The following is a 16,404-nucleotide window of genomic DNA, read 5'->3' as shown; positions in this document are numbered from 1 at the left end:
TTAAAAACTACTATATAGTAATATTTATTATAAAGCTTGTCCGATAGCTAGAAATTTGTACATTGTGATCGTTCCTTATTGGTACTACGATGCCCTCACTGTTCATTAAATTAAAATTCAGGAGTTGACTCCCCGTGAAAAATTACTCCTTAAGCAACCACCTACATAGTGATCCAGATTCCATACAGCCTAATCATAGCGACCCCAACATATTGAATTGCATGATGGATTTTCAAAAGCTGGCCCAATATCAGATAAAGCTTGCACAGATCATGCGTGATTATCATCAATTTCACAACTGCCTCATTCTTTGTGACCGGGCGATGTTTTCTATGGCTAAGGCCGTTTATGTTCATCGAAATCAAATCATTCTATCATCTATTAGCCTATCTATAACCGACCTGCCAACTTTAATCCACACGGATGCTGAGCCGAGTTTGGATATGGTGCTGTTTATAAGTACAGTGCATTACCTTATTTCCGCAGAGGATCATGCACATAACAAGCCGATGAAGCTGGAGGAGGTCGATAGGCTGCTTTTTAGAACGGACCATACTTTAAACCGTTTATCTCGGCGAATTATAGCTGATCCTGCTGGGCGGTATCAATCTATTTTTAAAGAAAATCAGTCCATGAAGTAGTTCAGCATTTTGCATAATTCGATTCCCAACGCTTAGAAGTACAATATATAGACAAACTAGACCGTTTTGATCTATATATTGCTGATTTGAAATCGCTCTTGGGATTTATGCAAAATGCTCAGTTAAATCATATGTTAATAACACCCAACCTTTTCTCACGAATGATATAATGGAAAAAAGGGAGATGTTGGCTGCGGCCTAAAGGCTCCACAACAGAAAGGGTGTTATTTTGTATGCCTACATACAACAAGCTGGTGCGGGATCGGATTCCGCACATCATTACGTCTCAGGGCAAGGGATGCCGCACGCGCATTTTGGACCCGGAGGAATATAAGCAGGAGCTGAGAACGAAGCTTCGTGAAGAAGCAGAGGAATATTTTGAAGCGGCGAAAGATAAGGACGCGCTGGAAGAACTTGCGGATATGCTGGAAGTCATCCGGGCGCTGGCAGAAGTACATGGGGCGAATGTGGCAGAGCTGGACAAGCTACGGGCAGACAAAGCCGAGGCACGAGGTGGATTCCAGGAGCGGGTGTTCTTAATCGATGTCAACGAAGCTTAATGTCAAGCTCATTACAGATAATTTAGCAGATGAGCTGATCGCCGGGATACAACATGCCTCTGGGATTTATATTATGACTTCATTTATTATGCTGTCCGGGGTGAATCGCTGAGAAATTGACTTATCTGCTCCAGTACGCTTAAAGTCTAGCCAAATAGTGCACATGGAATAAGCATATTATATTATCTATTAGGTATAGTTAACGTTTGATGATTTTTATGTACATTCCGCTAATGCGATGCCCGTGTGAATTAATTATTCAAAAAAGCTTCTGCTGAAGTTTTGGCGGGAGTTTTTTGTTTGAAAGTATAGGATTAGTGATCGTCATATTCTTCCATTTGATGATACAATATAAACATGATTCAAAAGGACTATTTCAAATACGATGTTTCGTTTAATCAATTGTATTTCTTATATTTACGAACTTCGTGAATATTACGTTATGTGAAATACATTAGGCGCCAAGGAGAGTATTTATGAGGATATTAGAGAGCCATCCAAGTGACTGGAAAGATTTAGAGGTGAAAGTTGGAAAGATTCTAAACGCTTCTGGATTCATAGCAACAGTAAATAAGCAAATTAAAACAGTTAGGGGACGTGTAAATGTTGATGTATATGCAGAAGATGTTAAATCTATTCCAAAGTCAATAAATTTATTCGAGTGCAAGTATTGGTCAGCAGATATTCCTCAAGCAGTGATTCATTCTTTTAGGACAGTGTTGAATGACTTTGGAGCCAATAGTGGATTCATAATTGTTAAGAACGGTTTTCAATCAGGTGCTTATGATGCAGTTAAGAACACAAATGTTCATCTTTTAAGTTGGAATGAATTTCAAGATGTATTCATAGAAAGATGGCTTGAATGTACACTAGATATACTTAATGAAATTGGTCTACCGTTAAGGGAATATACTGACCCATTAGATATGGATAAGTTTTACGAAAAAGCTTCAGATGATGATAAAGAAATCTACAAGAATCTCTGCGTTAAATATGTAGGAGTAGCACTTTACTCTAGTAAATTTTTTTACCAATTTCAAAGTGGAGTAATGCAAATTAAAAAAGAACAAGTTGATCAGTTAATAGATAAAGCAATAAAGGAAAAATTATTAGGTATAACACGGTTTCATTCATACTCCGATTATTTTGAATTTTTGCAGGCTAATTGTTTGGAAGGGATGAGAGAGTTTGAATTACTATTTGAAAAGTATAACTAAGAAGGATGTACTTCACATAACATAATATTCACGCTGCGGACATTCGTCCTGGGTCCGGCATCGCCGGCCACCCGGCATACGCCGGGTCGTGAATACAGGAACGTTAACTGAAATTACTTGTAAACAATCAAAAATGAAATATTCGGAGGCACATACATTGATAAAAAGACTTATTGAAATATTCGAGAATGCAAATAGAGACTTTTTAGAAAGTGATCTTGACTTATTAATATCTAAAGTTTCTGAGAGGACACTTTGTGGTGCGCTAATGTTACATATAAATAATATAATAAAAAAATCTGAATTTGCAGAATACAAGGTAGACGTGGAATATAATCGGAACAAAAATGGTAAAATTAAAACAATTGTAAAAACTATTTATGGACCTAAGGATGTTGGGGTTAAGATAAATTGCGATCTTATTGTTCACAGCCGGGGAAATAACATTAACCAAGACAATTTAATAGCGATAGAGATGAAGAAATCCGATAGAACAAAAGAAGAGAAAGAAGGTGACAGAATCAGACTAATTGCTTTGACCAAAGACAGTTATGATGATGTTTGGTCTTTTGATGGAAAGACATTCCCAGAACATGTATGTAGATATGCATTGGGAGTTTATTATGAAGTAAATTATAAGAAGAGAAGCATTAATATTGAATATTATAAAGAAGGGCATATATTTGATGAGAAGGAAGTCAAATTTTAAGGTGGTATTTTTAATATATATGTAACTCAATGATGTAAGCAACTTCAGTTAACATAATATTCAAGCTGCGGCTCCTGATGGAGCCTTGGTCTACGAGATGGATCTCGGAGGAGGTGTTTCAGCAGACAGCCCCTACGAGGTTCATGAATACGAGAACGTTATGTGTAATACCGGAAATCACTTATTAAAGAGGGTGAAATCATGCAGCAAGTGGATAGAACCAAAACCCTCGAAGAACTTGAAGGCGAAAGCTGGGGTGAACCGAGTTTTAATTCGAGATTAGTCATCCGAGCACATGAATTAAGAAAGCAACCCCTCAATGAATTTAGTCATGAAGATTTAAGGCTGTTGATACTCCAACAAATTAGCTTGGATTTCCTTTTGCCTTTAGCATTCGAGAAGTTAGTAAAGAATCCGTTAGGATCAGGAGATTTATACGTTGGAGATTTATTTTGTTCCGTGCTTCAACTAGATCAAGAATATTGGGAAGACCATATTGAATTAAAAAACGAATTAAATGAAGTGATCAGAATATATGAAGAGGCTAGAAAGACAGTAGAAGATCACATAGGCAAATACAGAAGTAATGACTTGTAAGTAGACTCAAGAAGCCCGGTACATCACATAACATAATATTCGCGCTTCGGATCCTTTGGAGCCTTGGTCTGCAAGATGGATATCGAAGAGGGATTTCAGCAGACAACCCCTTTGGGGTTCATGAATACAGAAACGTTAAGTGAAATCTGTGTATGGAGGGGACGGTTATTAATGACATATAGCTATTTTGACACCTTTGATGAAAAACTTAAAAACATAATCGAAATTGGGTCAAAACATTATGATGAAGCCTGCATACTAATATTTGTTTATCTTGATTTCTTAAGTAATTTCGTGGAAAAGCCATACTCTTCAAACAATGCAAGATTTAATGGATCAAACTTTAGATACTTTTTGCAACACTATTCACATTTTCAAGACACATTAAAATATATTCAAGTTGACAGGTTCATTAATGATTTCTCAAAAGGCAGAATAAGTAAGGATGAATACCAAAAATATTATGACAAGATAGAGGAAGAACTCGAAAAAGTTAAGAATGGAGTAGAACTTCCGATATCATCATTTTTCAGTTTGGATAATATTGATTTAGAACACAAAGAATATTTTCAGAAGATTACATTGTTTAACTTGATTTATAGTTTAAGAAACTCGGCAGTGCATGGTTATAATAACCTGATAGAAGCGGGAAGTGAACTTTCAGAGCCTTATCTCTCGTATACCTGGAATATAGAAGAAGGGAATGAAGGATGGTTTACTACATATATACCTTTTGATTTCATGTATAGAATGGTTGATAATTGCTATTTAAAAGTTAGAGAGGAATACGGGAGTTTAGTTGAAAGGTTTTTTGAGGAAGACACAGACATCACCTAACATAATATTCAAGCAGCGGCTCCTTTGGAGCCTTGGTCTGCGGGATGCATTTCAAAGAGGTATTTCAGCAGACAACCCCTTCGGGGTTCATGAATACAGAAACGTTATGTGAAATATCCGCAAGGCAAACTTAAAAATAGAGGTGTCCGAATGTTAACTTACGAACAGATTACTAGTCAAATAATTAATTCGATGAAGGAAGCAGGACTTAATCCATATATTATAAAACATAACCTTGAATTGGTTACTCTAATGAAAGAATTTGAATGTCTTTGTGTAGTAAAGGATAAAAGATCTCCGTATATTACAAGAGCAGAAATTAGTTTTAGCTGGGATAGTACGATGACGACTGAGTCTATCTATGGAGGAAATTGTGCATTATTCCATGATGAAACTGAAGAATGTTTCCATGTTGAAGAGAATAGGGAAGCAGTGTTGGAACTTGAAATTAAATATAACATAGAGGCTAAAGAAGGGTTTAAAGAAGAGTCGAATTTGATAAATACAGAATTAATAACAGTTATTAATACAATAATGGAACATCAAAATAAACCTCAGATAACATGGGAAATAACACTTAATGATAATGGAGTACACTTTGTGAGATCAATTAATTTGCATCATTACTGGAATATAGATATCAATGATGAAGACTTAGATTTAGATTGGGTTTTTGAAGAAGTACGCGAGATGCTGATAAATATCGATAAACTTCCTTTTATTGGAAATAAATTGTAATTAGCTCAGAAAGCGAATACATCACATAACATAATATTCACGCTGCGACTCCTTACGGAGCCTTGGCCTGCTGGATGGGTATCGGGGAAGCTGTTTCAGCAGACACATCCGACTACGTCGGACGTCGTGAATACAGGAACGTTATGTGAAAGAAATGAAAAGATATATTAATTTGAGGTGATACTATGGAGAAAGAAGAAAAACTCTCATTTATTAAAAGATTTATTGAGGAAGTGAGCACCCATTTTCTCAAGGAAGAAAGTCCAATGATTATCCAAGAAGATTATGAAAATGTACGTGATATTATATTATTATACGCTAAGCAAACAAATCTGCTTAATGGATTACTGGTCTTACTAGAGAATAACTATACAGAAGAATCTTATATACTCCTGAGGTCACAAATTAATAATTATATGTTGATTGAATACTTATGTCATGATGATAGTTCAAAATCAAGATACAAAGAATTCATAATGCAACCGCTTAAATCTGATTATAAGTTTTTGAAAGATCTGAAAAAAGCTATTGATAAGGGATGGTACAGAGATAGTGAATTTCCAGATAGGATCAATAAATTAAACAATATAAAAAGAGAATTAAGAAGAAATGGATATGATCTAAATAATACGAGAACCTTATCGCCAATTACTGTAGCAAGTTTAGCTAAAGAAGATAAATTGCAATTTGGCATTTATATATCTTTGTACAGACAAGCCAGCAAGTATGAGCATTCAGATCCAACTTCGTTAGAGGTTTATCGAACACAGATTTTAGAAGAATACTCCTCAAGTGTTGTATTTAAGATGGATTTATCAAAATCAAATACTGAAGATGAATTGAAAATTCTTGACATGGCAAGCAACACTTATTTTTTAACTTTGTCGCATTTGCTACAATACTTAACTCAAAACTATCCCCATTTACTTGAAACTTATGACAAAGCAAAATTGATAGAAATAACAGCAAATGCTGTTATACGTCATTCTTCTATTAATAAAGTAGAATTTATTGAAAGTCTGATAAATAGAACAGAATGATTGTGAGTATATCAAGAGGCCATTTCCTTCACATAACATAATATTCACGCATCGGGCATACGCCCTTGGTCCGGCTGAAGCCGGACACCCTAGCATTCGCTAGGGTCGTGAATACAGAAACGTTATGTGAAATATATTTTTTAAGCTGAGGTGAAATTAAGTATATGGATAGTAATTCAAGTAAAAATAAAAAGCAAATGATACCAGCATTAATCATCTTATTGATTCTGGTCTGTTTAGCTTGGCTTGTAATTAAGTGGTTCATTTCAATATTTAGTGCTGTTCCGAAAGAGGTTGCTGCACCTCTAATAGCGGCATCTGCCACAATAATTGTTTCAGTTCTATCAATAGTTATTGCAAAATACTATGAGAAGAAAAGGACTATTGAATTGGAGCATAGAAATAAAAAGATTCCTATGTACGAAGAGTTTGTAGAGTTTTTATTTAAACTCTTGATGAATGAAAAAATTGAGGGACATCCTATGACAGAACAAGAAACGATAAAGTTCATGAGTGGATTTACTCAAAAGTTGCTTGTTTGGGGTTCAGATGATGTCATAGATCAATGGTCTAAATATAGAAGTATGTTTATAAAGGAAGAAAACGTAGATACAGCTAAAACAATGTTCCAGATGGAGGAACTACTAATTGCAATTAGAAAGGACACTGGTCATAAAATTAAGAAGTACAACAAAGGGGATATCCTAAAACTTTTTATTAATGATATTGATAAATATCTTTGAGTACAAATGTACATCACATAACATAATATTCACGCATCGGGCATACGCCCTTGGTCCGGCAGAGGTATTTCGAGGGAAGCAGAAGTAGCCGGACACACCTGGCATTCGCCAGGCGTCGTAAATACGAGAACGTTATGTGAAATTTCAGCAAACAGAGGAGAAAATATAATTGCTTAATCAAGAAGAAATTTTAAAAATGATTAATAGTGAAGAAAACAAAGAAATTGAGTTCAAAGAATCGATTTCAGGATTAAAGTCAGAAGATATCGTTGCTTTTGCCAATTCTAAAAGTGGTGGAGTGATTTTTATTGGTGTACGAGATGAGGCAGCTCCCAACGGAAGACAAATTGGATCTATTATTGGCTGCAAGATAAACGACTCTTCAAGACTTACTATTTTAGATAAAGCACAAAGCTGTAGGCCAGCTGTAAATCTTGATATTAGTAGCCGTGTAATAGATAGTAAAAGTATTTATGTAATTGAAATTCCAAGCGGAGAATATAAACCTTATTGTACTGAAGGAGGGACCTACCGGATAAGAGCAGATGGAAGAAAGCGTTCACTGTATCCTAATGAATTATTATCTTTGTTTATGGAGAGTGAAAGAGAAAAATTTATTATGAGTTTTAAAGATGCGACAAGTTCAATTGAAAACCAATTAGAGAAAACAAGAACTACAATAGTAGAAGAAACAAGTAAAATGATAACTACACTTACTAACTTTGAAGAATCGGTTTATTCTACATTAGATAGCATAGAAAGTAGTGCATCTAGTGCAGAATCGAGTTCAGATAGTGTTGAAAATACAATTAGTAATATTGAAGATAATATTGAAGATATATGGTCGGTTTTATCATTATCGCTACATATACTACCTTCAATTAGGTCTCAATTAAATAAAGAGGATGATCAAGATTCTCTTGAGTTAATAGCCGTTAAAATTACAGAGAGGTATTTACATAAATACATTGATAACAAAAAGAGCTTAACGGACAAAAAGATAAAGGATCATATTTTCTTTCTTAGAATACTGTTCCCTGGTTTAAGTGAGAAGGTGATTGTAGATGTATGGAATAGATCATTGAAAAAATTAATTGGTTCTAGATAATCGAGGAAGGCTGAATCATCACATAACATCATATTCAAGCAGCGGCTCCTGACGGAGCCTTGGTCTGTGGGAAGGATTTCGATGGGCATTTCAGCAGACAACCCTTGATGGGGTTCATGAATACAGAAACGTTCATGAAATCAATGATTCTAATAATACCACACCTGTTGATTAACCACTAAATGGTAGAAAAAGAGCGGTCAACTCGGTAAAATGTTTGTACCTCTACAAACTTAACCGAAAGGTGACGACTCCATGAAAAAGTCTATCACGATCCCATTTATCCTTCAATCTATTCTGACACCAGAAGAAGTACAAAACGTGGCCAAGGAAAAAGACTATGAAGATAAAGCCCGTAAATTCACAGTAACCCACTTACTTCAATACAGGTGTGTAGCTGCCTTAGAACAATGGGACAGTTATCGTTCCGGTGTGGATCATGCCGCTCGCAGTGGCTTACCTATGGTTCATTATTCGTGTTTTTCCACCAAAGCGGCCGAAGTCCCCTTTGCTATATTTAAGGAGCTTCTTCATCGAGTCATTCACAAGTGTAGCCGAGAAACACGCCGAAAACTTACGTTTCCCAAAGAATTAATTACTCCTCATCGATTCGACCACCATAACAGTGGGAAAAACACGACTTTCCTAGGCTCCTTATCACGGGGAGCGTGTAGGCATTAAACTCCATTTCGCTTTGCGAGCCCAAAATGGGTAACCGCTTCAGGTGGTCGAAACGCTGGGTTCCAAGCATAATGGCCCCGTGAGTGAAGCGTTGGCTCAACCGGGCTACATTGTGGTGATGGACCGTGCTTATGGGAAACTTGAGCGTCTGGACTACTTCAAAATCCAAGGACAATCATTTGTCATTCGGCTTCGCGACAACGTCCATTTGGAAAAACCTCATGCCCTTTCCCGTCTCCAGAAAGCAGATTCTTCTGCCATTCGGGATATCACTTGCCAATTGGGGACACCGCAGTGTCGTTCCAAGCAACATCATCGTGTGGTGATGTTTCGGGATTTTGAAGGTCGAGAAATTCGAGTCGTTACCGATTTAATGCAGGTCACAGTGGAACAAATCGCACATACAGCAAAAACAAAGGACAGTATTGAAATACTATCACCATGATAAAGATATAAGAAAATATTGGATAAAAGTAAGGTATTGGATTATGAGTTTTCAATGCATTATATGATCGAGTGATTCAATTAGACCCAACCATCATTAGAGATATTGAATTACACAATCATAGGTACAACGACACGAAAGCTATAATTGAAATGAAAGAAGCGGAACTACATAAAGAGAATCGGGCATTAAATAAGCTTTATGAATCATACGAAGAGGATATTATTAGCAAGCAAATATATATTGAGCGAAAGGCAGTTAGGGTAAGAAAGATTCAAAAGCTGGAGGAGGAATTGAATGATTTGCGGAAAGTGGTAGTGGATGGAAGTAATTATCCTTCGGTGGAGCAGATCGTTGAGCGAATAGGACAGTTTAGGGAGTTATGGAATGAAGCAGTGACAATTGAAGAGAAGAATCGGGCATTGAAGAAGCTGGTGGAGCGGATTGTGTATAATCTGGAAGGAAATCGAGTGGAGTTGACGGTTTGTGTTATAGGTGATGTATAAAAATGTTATTTAACGTTATACCTGAGAAAAGAAGTTGCTATCCTCACTTTAAGTAGTGGTTTTGGTGCTTCTTTTTCTTTATTAGTCAGTATTCTAACAGGATAGGACTTTTGAAATGGGACTTGAAACAAAATATGACAATAAAGTGCAATATACTCCACTTATGAGTAGATATATGTTATCATTACTAGGAAGAAATACCCAACCAAAAAGGGGGAAAGTTCTTGAAAATCAGTGATATATATAACTTGGAAGCAGATCAAGTACAGCTAGACTTTGTAGATATAGAAATAAATAAAGACTACCCGTTATACATCGATCCTTATCTTATTTCCACTAGAAGTGATCCATGGTCAGTTGAAGTAGATGGAACAATAAAAAGTTTTTTTTCCAAGGTCGTTGAGTATATTAGAAATTCTGAACATTCCATGGCTATTGAATTGTTTCGTTTTATGTCTGAACCTAAAGAAACTTGTCTTGGAATTAGTAAGACGGGCACAAAAAATGGCCGAGGAGTGGGACAAGGTAATGCTACTGATATTATTGATGAAATAATTAAGAGCAAAGCGATAGAAACAGGGGTCGTACAGAATATCGAAGATATAGTTGTATTTGTTGATGATATAGACAAAGATAAGTTATCTGATATGACTACAAATATAATAAGAAAACATCTAATTGATTATACCAAAGCACAATGTAAAATTTGGGGAATTCCTTTAATTAATCAGGAATCACTTCCATATTGGAATAGATATACCGAGGATTGGGAAAGCTCAGAAGAAGATTTGTTATTTTATCAAGGTAGAGAGTTGCTTTTGGTTCCTAAAGCTATAGTGTCATATATATCAGAATATAATGCTCAAAAGTACGGATGGCATTTTGTCGTTACCAATGAGCGTGATGAGCAACTAGCCAGAAGATCATCTCTAGTGAAATTTAAAAAATATAAAAATGGAAAAGGAAAATATTATTTACCCAAAAAAGATGTCGATAATCAAATTACTAACCAAATTAATAATGGTGATTTTGAGAGTAGGAAAGATTATTTGAGACAGTATACTCAAAAAAACCTGAAATATTTGATCGATTTCGAAAGTCGAAATCAAAAGAAGTAAGATCATTAACAAACGAAGAATTTATGGAACATACAGGATTAGTATCTATTGAAAAACTAGTAGATGCATTAATAGTTAGTTTGAAAAGTATACCTCTAGGTACAAAAAATGCTTCTGAGTATCAGAAATTCATTAAATCAATTCTTGAAATATTGTTTTACCCTCATCTAAATAATCCTATAATTGAAGAGAAAATTCATCAAGGAAGAAAAGAGTAGATATTGTAATGAGTAATATTGCTTTAGGTGGCTTTTTTCATCGTCTACACAATATCAACAAAATTCCCTGTGGCTATATATTTATAGAATGCAAAAATTATAGCAAAGATGTTGCTAATCCTGAAATCGATCAATTATCTGGAAGGTTTTCTTTTAATAAAGGAAAATTCGGGATATTAATGTGTAGAAATATTGATAATAAGGAACTTTTATATCAAAGATGCTCTGATACGTATAAAAACGATAATGGCTTGATAATTCCTTTAGACGATAATGATATCATTTTTATGTTGGAATCTATAAAAGACGAAAAGGATGAAGTTGAAAATTCCTTGGAAATAATAAAAAAGAAAATAATTCTAAATAATTAAAATAAGATCAGAAATTTAATACCTCGTAAATCTAAACTTATTTTACCTGTCAAAGGAAATTGAATAGTGCAGTGATATTAAAGGGATTTTATGACCCTGTTAATTACTTTAATAGAACTCAAGAATTTAAGGGTATTTCAACCTAACTAACTGAGGAGAAAGAGACTATTATGGAAAAGAAAATATCAGCTGTTGCTATTGAATTATTAAAAGAAGCGTTATGCAACATATATTGGTATAAGAACAATCTTAAAAGTTTTTTAAATAATTGCATCAATGACAACTCTATAATCAACCGTCCAGATTGGAATGGATACAAAAGACAAATAGTATCGGATATTGTTGATGATTTATGCAGTAATCAGGAAAAATATCTTGGTGATATAAGACGCTTAATATTTGAAGTAACAAGAATGGAAAGTTTTCGCCATCTTGAACAATTAGAAGATGGTAAGAGAAAGGTAGAAAGAGCAAAGCAAGCAGTTTCTGATTTAAGACGAGTAGTGGAGGATCAGGCACAGAAGTTTAAAGAAGAGGAAGAGATAAAGAAAAAGAGATTGGATAACTTGCTTCGAATCAGATCGAGCCAAGCTGTTTTAAGTCGTTTAGATGATATAAAAAGCAACTATTTTAGTTTGGTTACCTCAAAGGACTATCAAAAAAGAGGATTTGAACTAGAAAAAGTTCTGTATGATCTTTTTGAGCTATTTGATTTAGATCCAAAAGCATCTTTTAGAAACACTGGTGAACAAATTGATGGTGCTTTTACTCTTGAGGGCACTGATTATTTGTTTGAAGCTAAATGGAGAACTCAATTATCTGATGCATCTGATTTAGATAGTTTTACAGGAAAAATAAAAAGAAAGTTAGATAACACTTTAGGATTATTTTTGTCAATAAATGGTTTTTCTGAGGATGCCGTAAGAATTCATTCAGTAGGAAGAAGTACTATCCTTTTAATGGATGGAACAGATTTAATGGCTGTACTAGAAAACCAAATTGATTTTGTATCTTTAATAGTAAGAAAACGTAAGCATGCAGCACAAACAGGGAATATCTATCTGAAAATTAATGATATACTGAATGAAGATTAAAAAGTGGCAAAGCTTTATTAGACTTCTGGCTGTATTTTTTATAGATGTCACTATATAGGGGGAGTTTGTATGCCGATATATGATGCTGTTTATAGAATTGGGGAAACTGAAGAGTCTATTTCAATTAGTACAATTGAAAGTCATCCAGAGTTTTATGAAGTGAAAAAAAAATTTATTGTGCATACGAAAATTGTTTGGCCAAGTTGGAGTATGTACCAAAAGGCAAAAACAAAGCTCATTTTAAAACTTGGCCAAAACAAGATCATACTACTGATTGTTTAGATTATTTTGAAAGAGAAAAAATTGCAAGAAGTACTAGAAACTCAGCAACCTCTACCATGGCGCTCTCGGATAAGCATATAGCTGATATCCTTAATGATATCAAACGGAAACGTCAGAATGCAGATAACAACAAGACGAGCGGAACAGGTAAACAAAAAGAGAGAAAAAGAATCTGCGTGTAGACTCTGATCTTCCTGAAGCTTCAGCTATCAATATTAATCCAACTACTGGTGCTGACGCGGATGTGAAAGAGGGCGATACCAAAACAAAGGCTCCCTCTGTTAGAAGAAGAACATTGTTACTATTAAATGAAGATGATGTGGGGTTTACACGAGCCTTATCAGATGTATATATTGATTCTGTTGAAGTTGCTCCTAATCGTGTGGTTATTAGAGCTTACAACGGTTCTAGGAATTGTGATATTTACTTTGAGGAATTTTTCTTTACATCTTCACCAGTTAACTTTATCAATAGGTTTGTTGAATTAAGAGATATTATAAAAACTAATAAGAGGTTGTCTTTCAGTTGCGTTGGTGAAGTTATAAATAGAGATGGTGTAATTTCTATGTTAGTAAATAAACATTCTGACTTTCGAGTGGAGGATCTTTACCTAAGTATTTTCTTGGTTAATTTTAAAAGTAAATAAGAAGATTAAGAAAATGAAGGGTGACTTCGTATATCTGGAGTCACCTTTTTATTCCACTCTTATACTAAAGGAAGGAAGCCTAAATTGAATAGTACTATTGAAGCAATAACAACTCCTTCGATTGCTTTATCTGGATTTCTTGGAACAATTATATTTGCTATTATTTCAGCACAAGCTAAAATCAAAAAAAACCCTTTGCGACTTTTTATTCCACTTGAAGAATTTCAGTTTATGAGCAGTTCAATGAAATTATTCAGATTTACTTATATTGCATTTTTAATCTTTACATTCTCTTCTGCATACTCTTTATTAATAACTTCTGTGCCATTTGATTCAAAAAATTCTCACTTAATAATTCATTGAATTTTTTATTTCTTAATATGTATTCATTAGTCATTGCAACACTATTTTTAATAATTATGCAACTTTTATCTTTAAAAAGTATTCAAAGAAAAATAACAGCTTTTATGTATTCAAAAAAAGGGAAAAGAAAACGTAACTTTATACTTCTTTCAATGATTTTTTCGTTTGTATACTCACTTTTTTTCTCGTTGGTATATGGTTGGATATGTAACCAACTATTAATTGATCAAGCTAAAATATTAAAAAAATCTTATGGAAATTCTTTGGAAATTATATTTTCAATTAAGTCTTTCGATAATTCTATTTTAATATTTCTTCTATTTTTCACTGTCATATACTGTCTAATTCTCTTTCGTGCAAGAAACTTATTTGTTTATTTAGGACACTCTAAAATCACAACTAATATCACTCTTAAAAATGGATTAATACTTGCAAATAAAAAATACTTCATATTGATATCGAGAATAGTTACTTGATTTCGGATTCTGAAAGTAATTATGAACCTAATAAATATTTAATTCCTAAAGCAAACATTGAATATATAAGCTTTACAAATATCTATTGTAGCTTAGGGAAAGATATACCTATAAATAATCCTACTATCGTTACTATAAAAGATTTCAATCATGAAGAATTATCTTTATTAAAATCAATAAATAGAAAAGATGAAGCATTGAATAAAATTGTGGAATAAGATGCGAAGGGTCAACTTCCCAGTACTGGAGGTACCCTTTGTCTTTCTTCTGCTGTTCCTGGGACTTCCCCCACCAATTTGGGTAAACTAACTCTAAGCACAACTTTACCCAAATCCAACCGAAAAGAGGTGATGCCCCATGACAACTCAAAAAGTTCCCAATAGATTAGCCAAGGAAAAATCGCCATATTTGCTTCAACATGCACATAATCCGGTGAACTGGTTCCCTTGGTCGGAAGAAGCTTTTGACAAAGCTAATAAGCAGGAGATTAAACTAGTCTTTTTATCTAATAGGTATAACTAACATTATTGACCCACACGTACTTCTCATTGATGAAATGTCAATAAAAGTGTGAACTCTTTAGATAGCGGATTTAATAATTCTACAAATTGAGACTTTGCCAATCGTAAGAAGGCTAAAGTCTTTTTGTGTTTTCAAAATATATGAGCGATCTCCCGACAATCTTTATTCCTCCTCAAATCACTCCCCCCACACAAAGGTTAAAATTTTATAAAAAAAGTTCAAAACCAGCAAAGACCTTTCCCGGCTTGGAATGATACCATGTGGTTGCACATAAAAAAAGGAGAGGCACTCGTTGCCTCACTTATGTAAGCGCTATCTCATCTCTACTCTAATCAGCACTTACCTTCAAAATGACCCGCATCACATGAGGAAAGGGGAACTTCATATGAAAAAAGGAGCTGTTGTCGTCTGGCTTCTGGTTTTGGCCTTGATGCTTTCGGCCTGTAATTTGGCGGAGAGTGGAACGGGCAGCAAGGAAAAAGGTTATGTGGGCATTTCCATGCCGACCAAATCGTCCGAGCGTTGGGTAGGGGACGGAGAGAATATGGTCCGGCTGTTTCAAGAGCAAGGCTATAAAACAGATTTACAGTACGCCGAGGACGTGGTGGAAAACCAGATTGCCCAAATTGAAAATATGATTACCAAGGGCGTGAATGTCATGGTGGTTGCTTCCGTGGATGGGAACACACTGACGGATGTAATCCAGAAGGCGCACGACCGGGGGATTCAGGTCATTTCCTATGACCGTCTGATTCGGAACACGCCGTATTTGACGTATTATGCGACCTTTGACAATTTTCAGGTGGGCGTGCTACAGGCGTCATATATTGAGAAAAAGCTGGGACTCAAAGAAGGCAAAGGCCCCTTCAATGTAGAGCTGTTCGGCGGTTCACCGGATGACAACAACGCGTATTTCTTCTTTAACGGCGCGATGTCTGTCCTCAAGCCATACATCGATTCCGGAAAACTGGTTGTGCGCAGCAAGCAAATGACGATGGCACAGATCGCTACGCTGCGGTGGGATGGAGCTTTGGCCCAGTCGCGAATGGATAATCTGCTGAGCGCCTACTATTCGGGGGAGAATCTGGACGCGGTGTTATCTCCATATGACGGAATCAGCATCGGTATTATTTCATCCCTCAAAGGGGTTGGCTACGGATCAGCGAACAAGCCGCTGCCGATCATTACGGGGCAGGATGCGGAGCTGGCTTCGATCAAGTCGATTGTGGCCGGGGAGCAGACGCAAACCGTGTTCAAGGATACCCGCAAGCTGGCTGAGCAAACGGTAGTGATGGCCAACAGCATTTTACAGGGCAAGCAAGCGGAAGTGAATGATGCCAAATCGTATAACAACGGAATAAAAGTAGTTCCTGCTTATTTGCTTGATCCGATCTCGGTGGATCGGACGAATGTCGAGAAGGATATTGTCGGCAGTCATTATTACACCAAGGAGCAAATCGGACTGAAATAAGAGCAGGCTATTCAAACCGAA

24 protein-coding genes are annotated in these 16,404 nt (G+C 35.5%); all 24 read left to right on the top strand.

Annotated features, from left to right (window positions below; genetic code table 11):
* Positions 1-134 precede the first annotated feature (134 nt).
* The gene (locus ASL14_RS06385; RefSeq protein ID WP_134910909.1) at positions 135-641 is read left to right on the top strand and encodes a hypothetical protein; all 507 of its coding nucleotides are present in this window, start codon (positions 135-137) and stop codon (positions 639-641) included.
* Positions 642-874: 233 nt separating this feature from the next.
* Complete coding sequence (locus ASL14_RS06380; RefSeq protein WP_044648029.1) at positions 875-1,201, top strand: nucleoside triphosphate pyrophosphohydrolase; 327 nt, start codon at positions 875-877, stop codon at positions 1,199-1,201.
* On the top strand, positions 1,185-1,313 hold the full coding sequence (locus ASL14_RS29065) for a phospholipase D-like domain-containing protein (protein ID WP_257721143.1): 129 nt from the start codon (positions 1,185-1,187) through the stop codon (positions 1,311-1,313). Before ASL14_RS06380 ends, ASL14_RS29065 begins: the two co-directional genes overlap by 17 nt.
* 364 nt (positions 1,314-1,677) lie before the next feature.
* Complete coding sequence (locus ASL14_RS06375) at positions 1,678-2,418, top strand: restriction endonuclease (RefSeq protein ID WP_134910907.1); 741 nt, start codon at positions 1,678-1,680, stop codon at positions 2,416-2,418.
* A gap of 157 nt (positions 2,419-2,575) precedes the next feature.
* Positions 2,576-3,127 (top strand): hypothetical protein, encoded by a 552-nt coding sequence (locus ASL14_RS06370; RefSeq protein WP_134910906.1) that lies wholly within the window; start codon positions 2,576-2,578, stop codon positions 3,125-3,127.
* A gap of 201 nt (positions 3,128-3,328) precedes the next feature.
* Entirely contained in the window at positions 3,329-3,724 is a 396-nt protein-coding gene (locus ASL14_RS06365) for a contact-dependent growth inhibition system immunity protein (protein ID WP_189338236.1), read from the top strand.
* A gap of 75 nt (positions 3,725-3,799) precedes the next feature.
* Positions 3,800-4,561, top strand: a complete 762-nt coding sequence (locus ASL14_RS06360) for a hypothetical protein (protein WP_134910903.1) — start codon at positions 3,800-3,802, stop codon at positions 4,559-4,561.
* A 150-nt stretch (positions 4,562-4,711) separates the two neighbouring features.
* A complete protein-coding gene (locus tag ASL14_RS06355) occupies positions 4,712-5,299 on the top strand; it encodes a hypothetical protein (protein WP_134910901.1) in 588 nt (195 codons plus the stop codon).
* A 185-nt stretch (positions 5,300-5,484) separates the two neighbouring features.
* Complete coding sequence (locus ASL14_RS06350; protein ID WP_134910900.1) at positions 5,485-6,339, top strand: DUF5677 domain-containing protein; 855 nt, start codon at positions 5,485-5,487, stop codon at positions 6,337-6,339.
* Positions 6,340-6,503: 164 nt separating this feature from the next.
* Positions 6,504-7,082, top strand: coding sequence for a hypothetical protein (locus ASL14_RS06345; protein WP_134910898.1), 579 nt, complete (start codon positions 6,504-6,506; stop codon positions 7,080-7,082).
* A gap of 169 nt (positions 7,083-7,251) precedes the next feature.
* The gene (locus ASL14_RS06340) at positions 7,252-8,190 is read left to right on the top strand and encodes an AlbA family DNA-binding domain-containing protein (RefSeq protein ID WP_134910897.1); all 939 of its coding nucleotides are present in this window, start codon (positions 7,252-7,254) and stop codon (positions 8,188-8,190) included.
* A gap of 255 nt (positions 8,191-8,445) precedes the next feature.
* Positions 8,446-8,871 (top strand): hypothetical protein, encoded by a 426-nt coding sequence (locus tag ASL14_RS06335; RefSeq protein ID WP_134910895.1) that lies wholly within the window; start codon positions 8,446-8,448, stop codon positions 8,869-8,871.
* Between the two features lie 43 nt (positions 8,872-8,914).
* Positions 8,915-9,316 (top strand): transposase, encoded by a 402-nt coding sequence (locus ASL14_RS06330; RefSeq protein ID WP_134910893.1) that lies wholly within the window; start codon positions 8,915-8,917, stop codon positions 9,314-9,316.
* A gap of 302 nt (positions 9,317-9,618) precedes the next feature.
* Positions 9,619-9,822 (top strand): hypothetical protein, encoded by a 204-nt coding sequence (locus ASL14_RS27265; RefSeq protein WP_134910891.1) that lies wholly within the window; start codon positions 9,619-9,621, stop codon positions 9,820-9,822.
* A gap of 224 nt (positions 9,823-10,046) precedes the next feature.
* Positions 10,047-10,940 carry a hypothetical protein gene (locus ASL14_RS06320; protein ID WP_134910889.1) on the top strand — a complete coding sequence of 298 codons (894 nt, stop codon included), beginning with the start codon at positions 10,047-10,049 and terminating at the stop codon, positions 10,938-10,940.
* 23 nt (positions 10,941-10,963) lie between these two features.
* A complete protein-coding gene (locus ASL14_RS06315) occupies positions 10,964-11,158 on the top strand; it encodes a hypothetical protein (protein ID WP_134910888.1) in 195 nt (64 codons plus the stop codon).
* A gap of 8 nt (positions 11,159-11,166) precedes the next feature.
* The gene (locus tag ASL14_RS06310; RefSeq protein ID WP_134910886.1) at positions 11,167-11,529 is read left to right on the top strand and encodes a hypothetical protein; all 363 of its coding nucleotides are present in this window, start codon (positions 11,167-11,169) and stop codon (positions 11,527-11,529) included.
* 170 nt (positions 11,530-11,699) lie between these two features.
* Positions 11,700-12,623, top strand: a complete 924-nt coding sequence (locus ASL14_RS06305; protein WP_134910884.1) for a hypothetical protein — start codon at positions 11,700-11,702, stop codon at positions 12,621-12,623.
* A gap of 69 nt (positions 12,624-12,692) precedes the next feature.
* Positions 12,693-12,905, top strand: coding sequence for a hypothetical protein (locus ASL14_RS27260; RefSeq protein ID WP_134910882.1), 213 nt, complete (start codon positions 12,693-12,695; stop codon positions 12,903-12,905).
* 244 nt (positions 12,906-13,149) lie between these two features.
* Positions 13,150-13,551, top strand: a complete 402-nt coding sequence (locus ASL14_RS06295; RefSeq protein WP_134910881.1) for a hypothetical protein — start codon at positions 13,150-13,152, stop codon at positions 13,549-13,551.
* A gap of 84 nt (positions 13,552-13,635) precedes the next feature.
* Complete coding sequence (locus ASL14_RS06290) at positions 13,636-13,914, top strand: hypothetical protein (protein WP_134910879.1); 279 nt, start codon at positions 13,636-13,638, stop codon at positions 13,912-13,914.
* Between the two features lie 472 nt (positions 13,915-14,386).
* Entirely contained in the window at positions 14,387-14,608 is a 222-nt protein-coding gene (locus ASL14_RS06285) for a hypothetical protein (protein ID WP_134910877.1), read from the top strand.
* A 139-nt stretch (positions 14,609-14,747) separates the two neighbouring features.
* Entirely contained in the window at positions 14,748-14,912 is a 165-nt protein-coding gene (locus tag ASL14_RS06280; RefSeq protein WP_134910876.1) for a DUF255 domain-containing protein, read from the top strand.
* Positions 14,913-15,297: 385 nt separating this feature from the next.
* Positions 15,298-16,383: a multiple monosaccharide ABC transporter substrate-binding protein gene (gene chvE, locus ASL14_RS06275; RefSeq protein WP_134910875.1), complete on the top strand. Its 1,086-nt coding sequence runs from the start codon at positions 15,298-15,300 to the stop codon at positions 16,381-16,383.
* Positions 16,384-16,404 lie beyond the last annotated feature (21 nt).

This window comes from Paenibacillus sp. IHB B 3084, assembly GCF_001447315.1.
GTDB lineage: Bacteria > Bacillota > Bacilli > Paenibacillales > Paenibacillaceae > Paenibacillus.
The sequence above is the reverse complement of the archived record's forward strand: the minus strand, read 5'-3'. Positions and strand labels throughout refer to the sequence as shown.

Excerpts from the sequence above, each read along its gene's own strand:
- ASL14_RS06375 (WP_134910907.1), top strand. The coding sequence starts at position 1,678 with ATGAGGATATTAGAGAGCCATCCAAGTGACTGGAAAGATTTAGAGGTG.
- ASL14_RS06345 (WP_134910898.1), top strand. The coding sequence starts at position 6,504 with ATGGATAGTAATTCAAGTAAAAATAAAAAGCAAATGATACCAGCATTA.
- ASL14_RS06360 (WP_134910903.1), top strand. The coding sequence starts at position 3,800 with ATGGATATCGAAGAGGGATTTCAGCAGACAACCCCTTTGGGGTTCATG.
- ASL14_RS29065 (WP_257721143.1), top strand. The coding sequence starts at position 1,185 with ATGTCAACGAAGCTTAATGTCAAGCTCATTACAGATAATTTAGCAGAT.
- ASL14_RS06355 (WP_134910901.1), top strand. The coding sequence starts at position 4,712 with ATGTTAACTTACGAACAGATTACTAGTCAAATAATTAATTCGATGAAG.
- ASL14_RS06380 (WP_044648029.1), top strand. The coding sequence starts at position 875 with ATGCCTACATACAACAAGCTGGTGCGGGATCGGATTCCGCACATCATT.
- ASL14_RS06310 (WP_134910886.1), top strand. The coding sequence starts at position 11,167 with ATGAGTAATATTGCTTTAGGTGGCTTTTTTCATCGTCTACACAATATC.
- ASL14_RS06280 (WP_134910876.1), top strand. The coding sequence starts at position 14,748 with ATGACAACTCAAAAAGTTCCCAATAGATTAGCCAAGGAAAAATCGCCA.
- ASL14_RS06335 (WP_134910895.1), top strand. The coding sequence starts at position 8,446 with ATGAAAAAGTCTATCACGATCCCATTTATCCTTCAATCTATTCTGACA.
- ASL14_RS27260 (WP_134910882.1), top strand. The coding sequence starts at position 12,693 with ATGCCGATATATGATGCTGTTTATAGAATTGGGGAAACTGAAGAGTCT.
- ASL14_RS06350 (WP_134910900.1), top strand. The coding sequence starts at position 5,485 with ATGGAGAAAGAAGAAAAACTCTCATTTATTAAAAGATTTATTGAGGAA.
- ASL14_RS06315 (WP_134910888.1), top strand. The coding sequence starts at position 10,964 with ATGGAACATACAGGATTAGTATCTATTGAAAAACTAGTAGATGCATTA.
- ASL14_RS06365 (WP_189338236.1), top strand. The coding sequence starts at position 3,329 with ATGCAGCAAGTGGATAGAACCAAAACCCTCGAAGAACTTGAAGGCGAA.
- chvE (WP_134910875.1), top strand. The coding sequence starts at position 15,298 with ATGAAAAAAGGAGCTGTTGTCGTCTGGCTTCTGGTTTTGGCCTTGATG.
- ASL14_RS06305 (WP_134910884.1), top strand. The coding sequence starts at position 11,700 with ATGGAAAAGAAAATATCAGCTGTTGCTATTGAATTATTAAAAGAAGCG.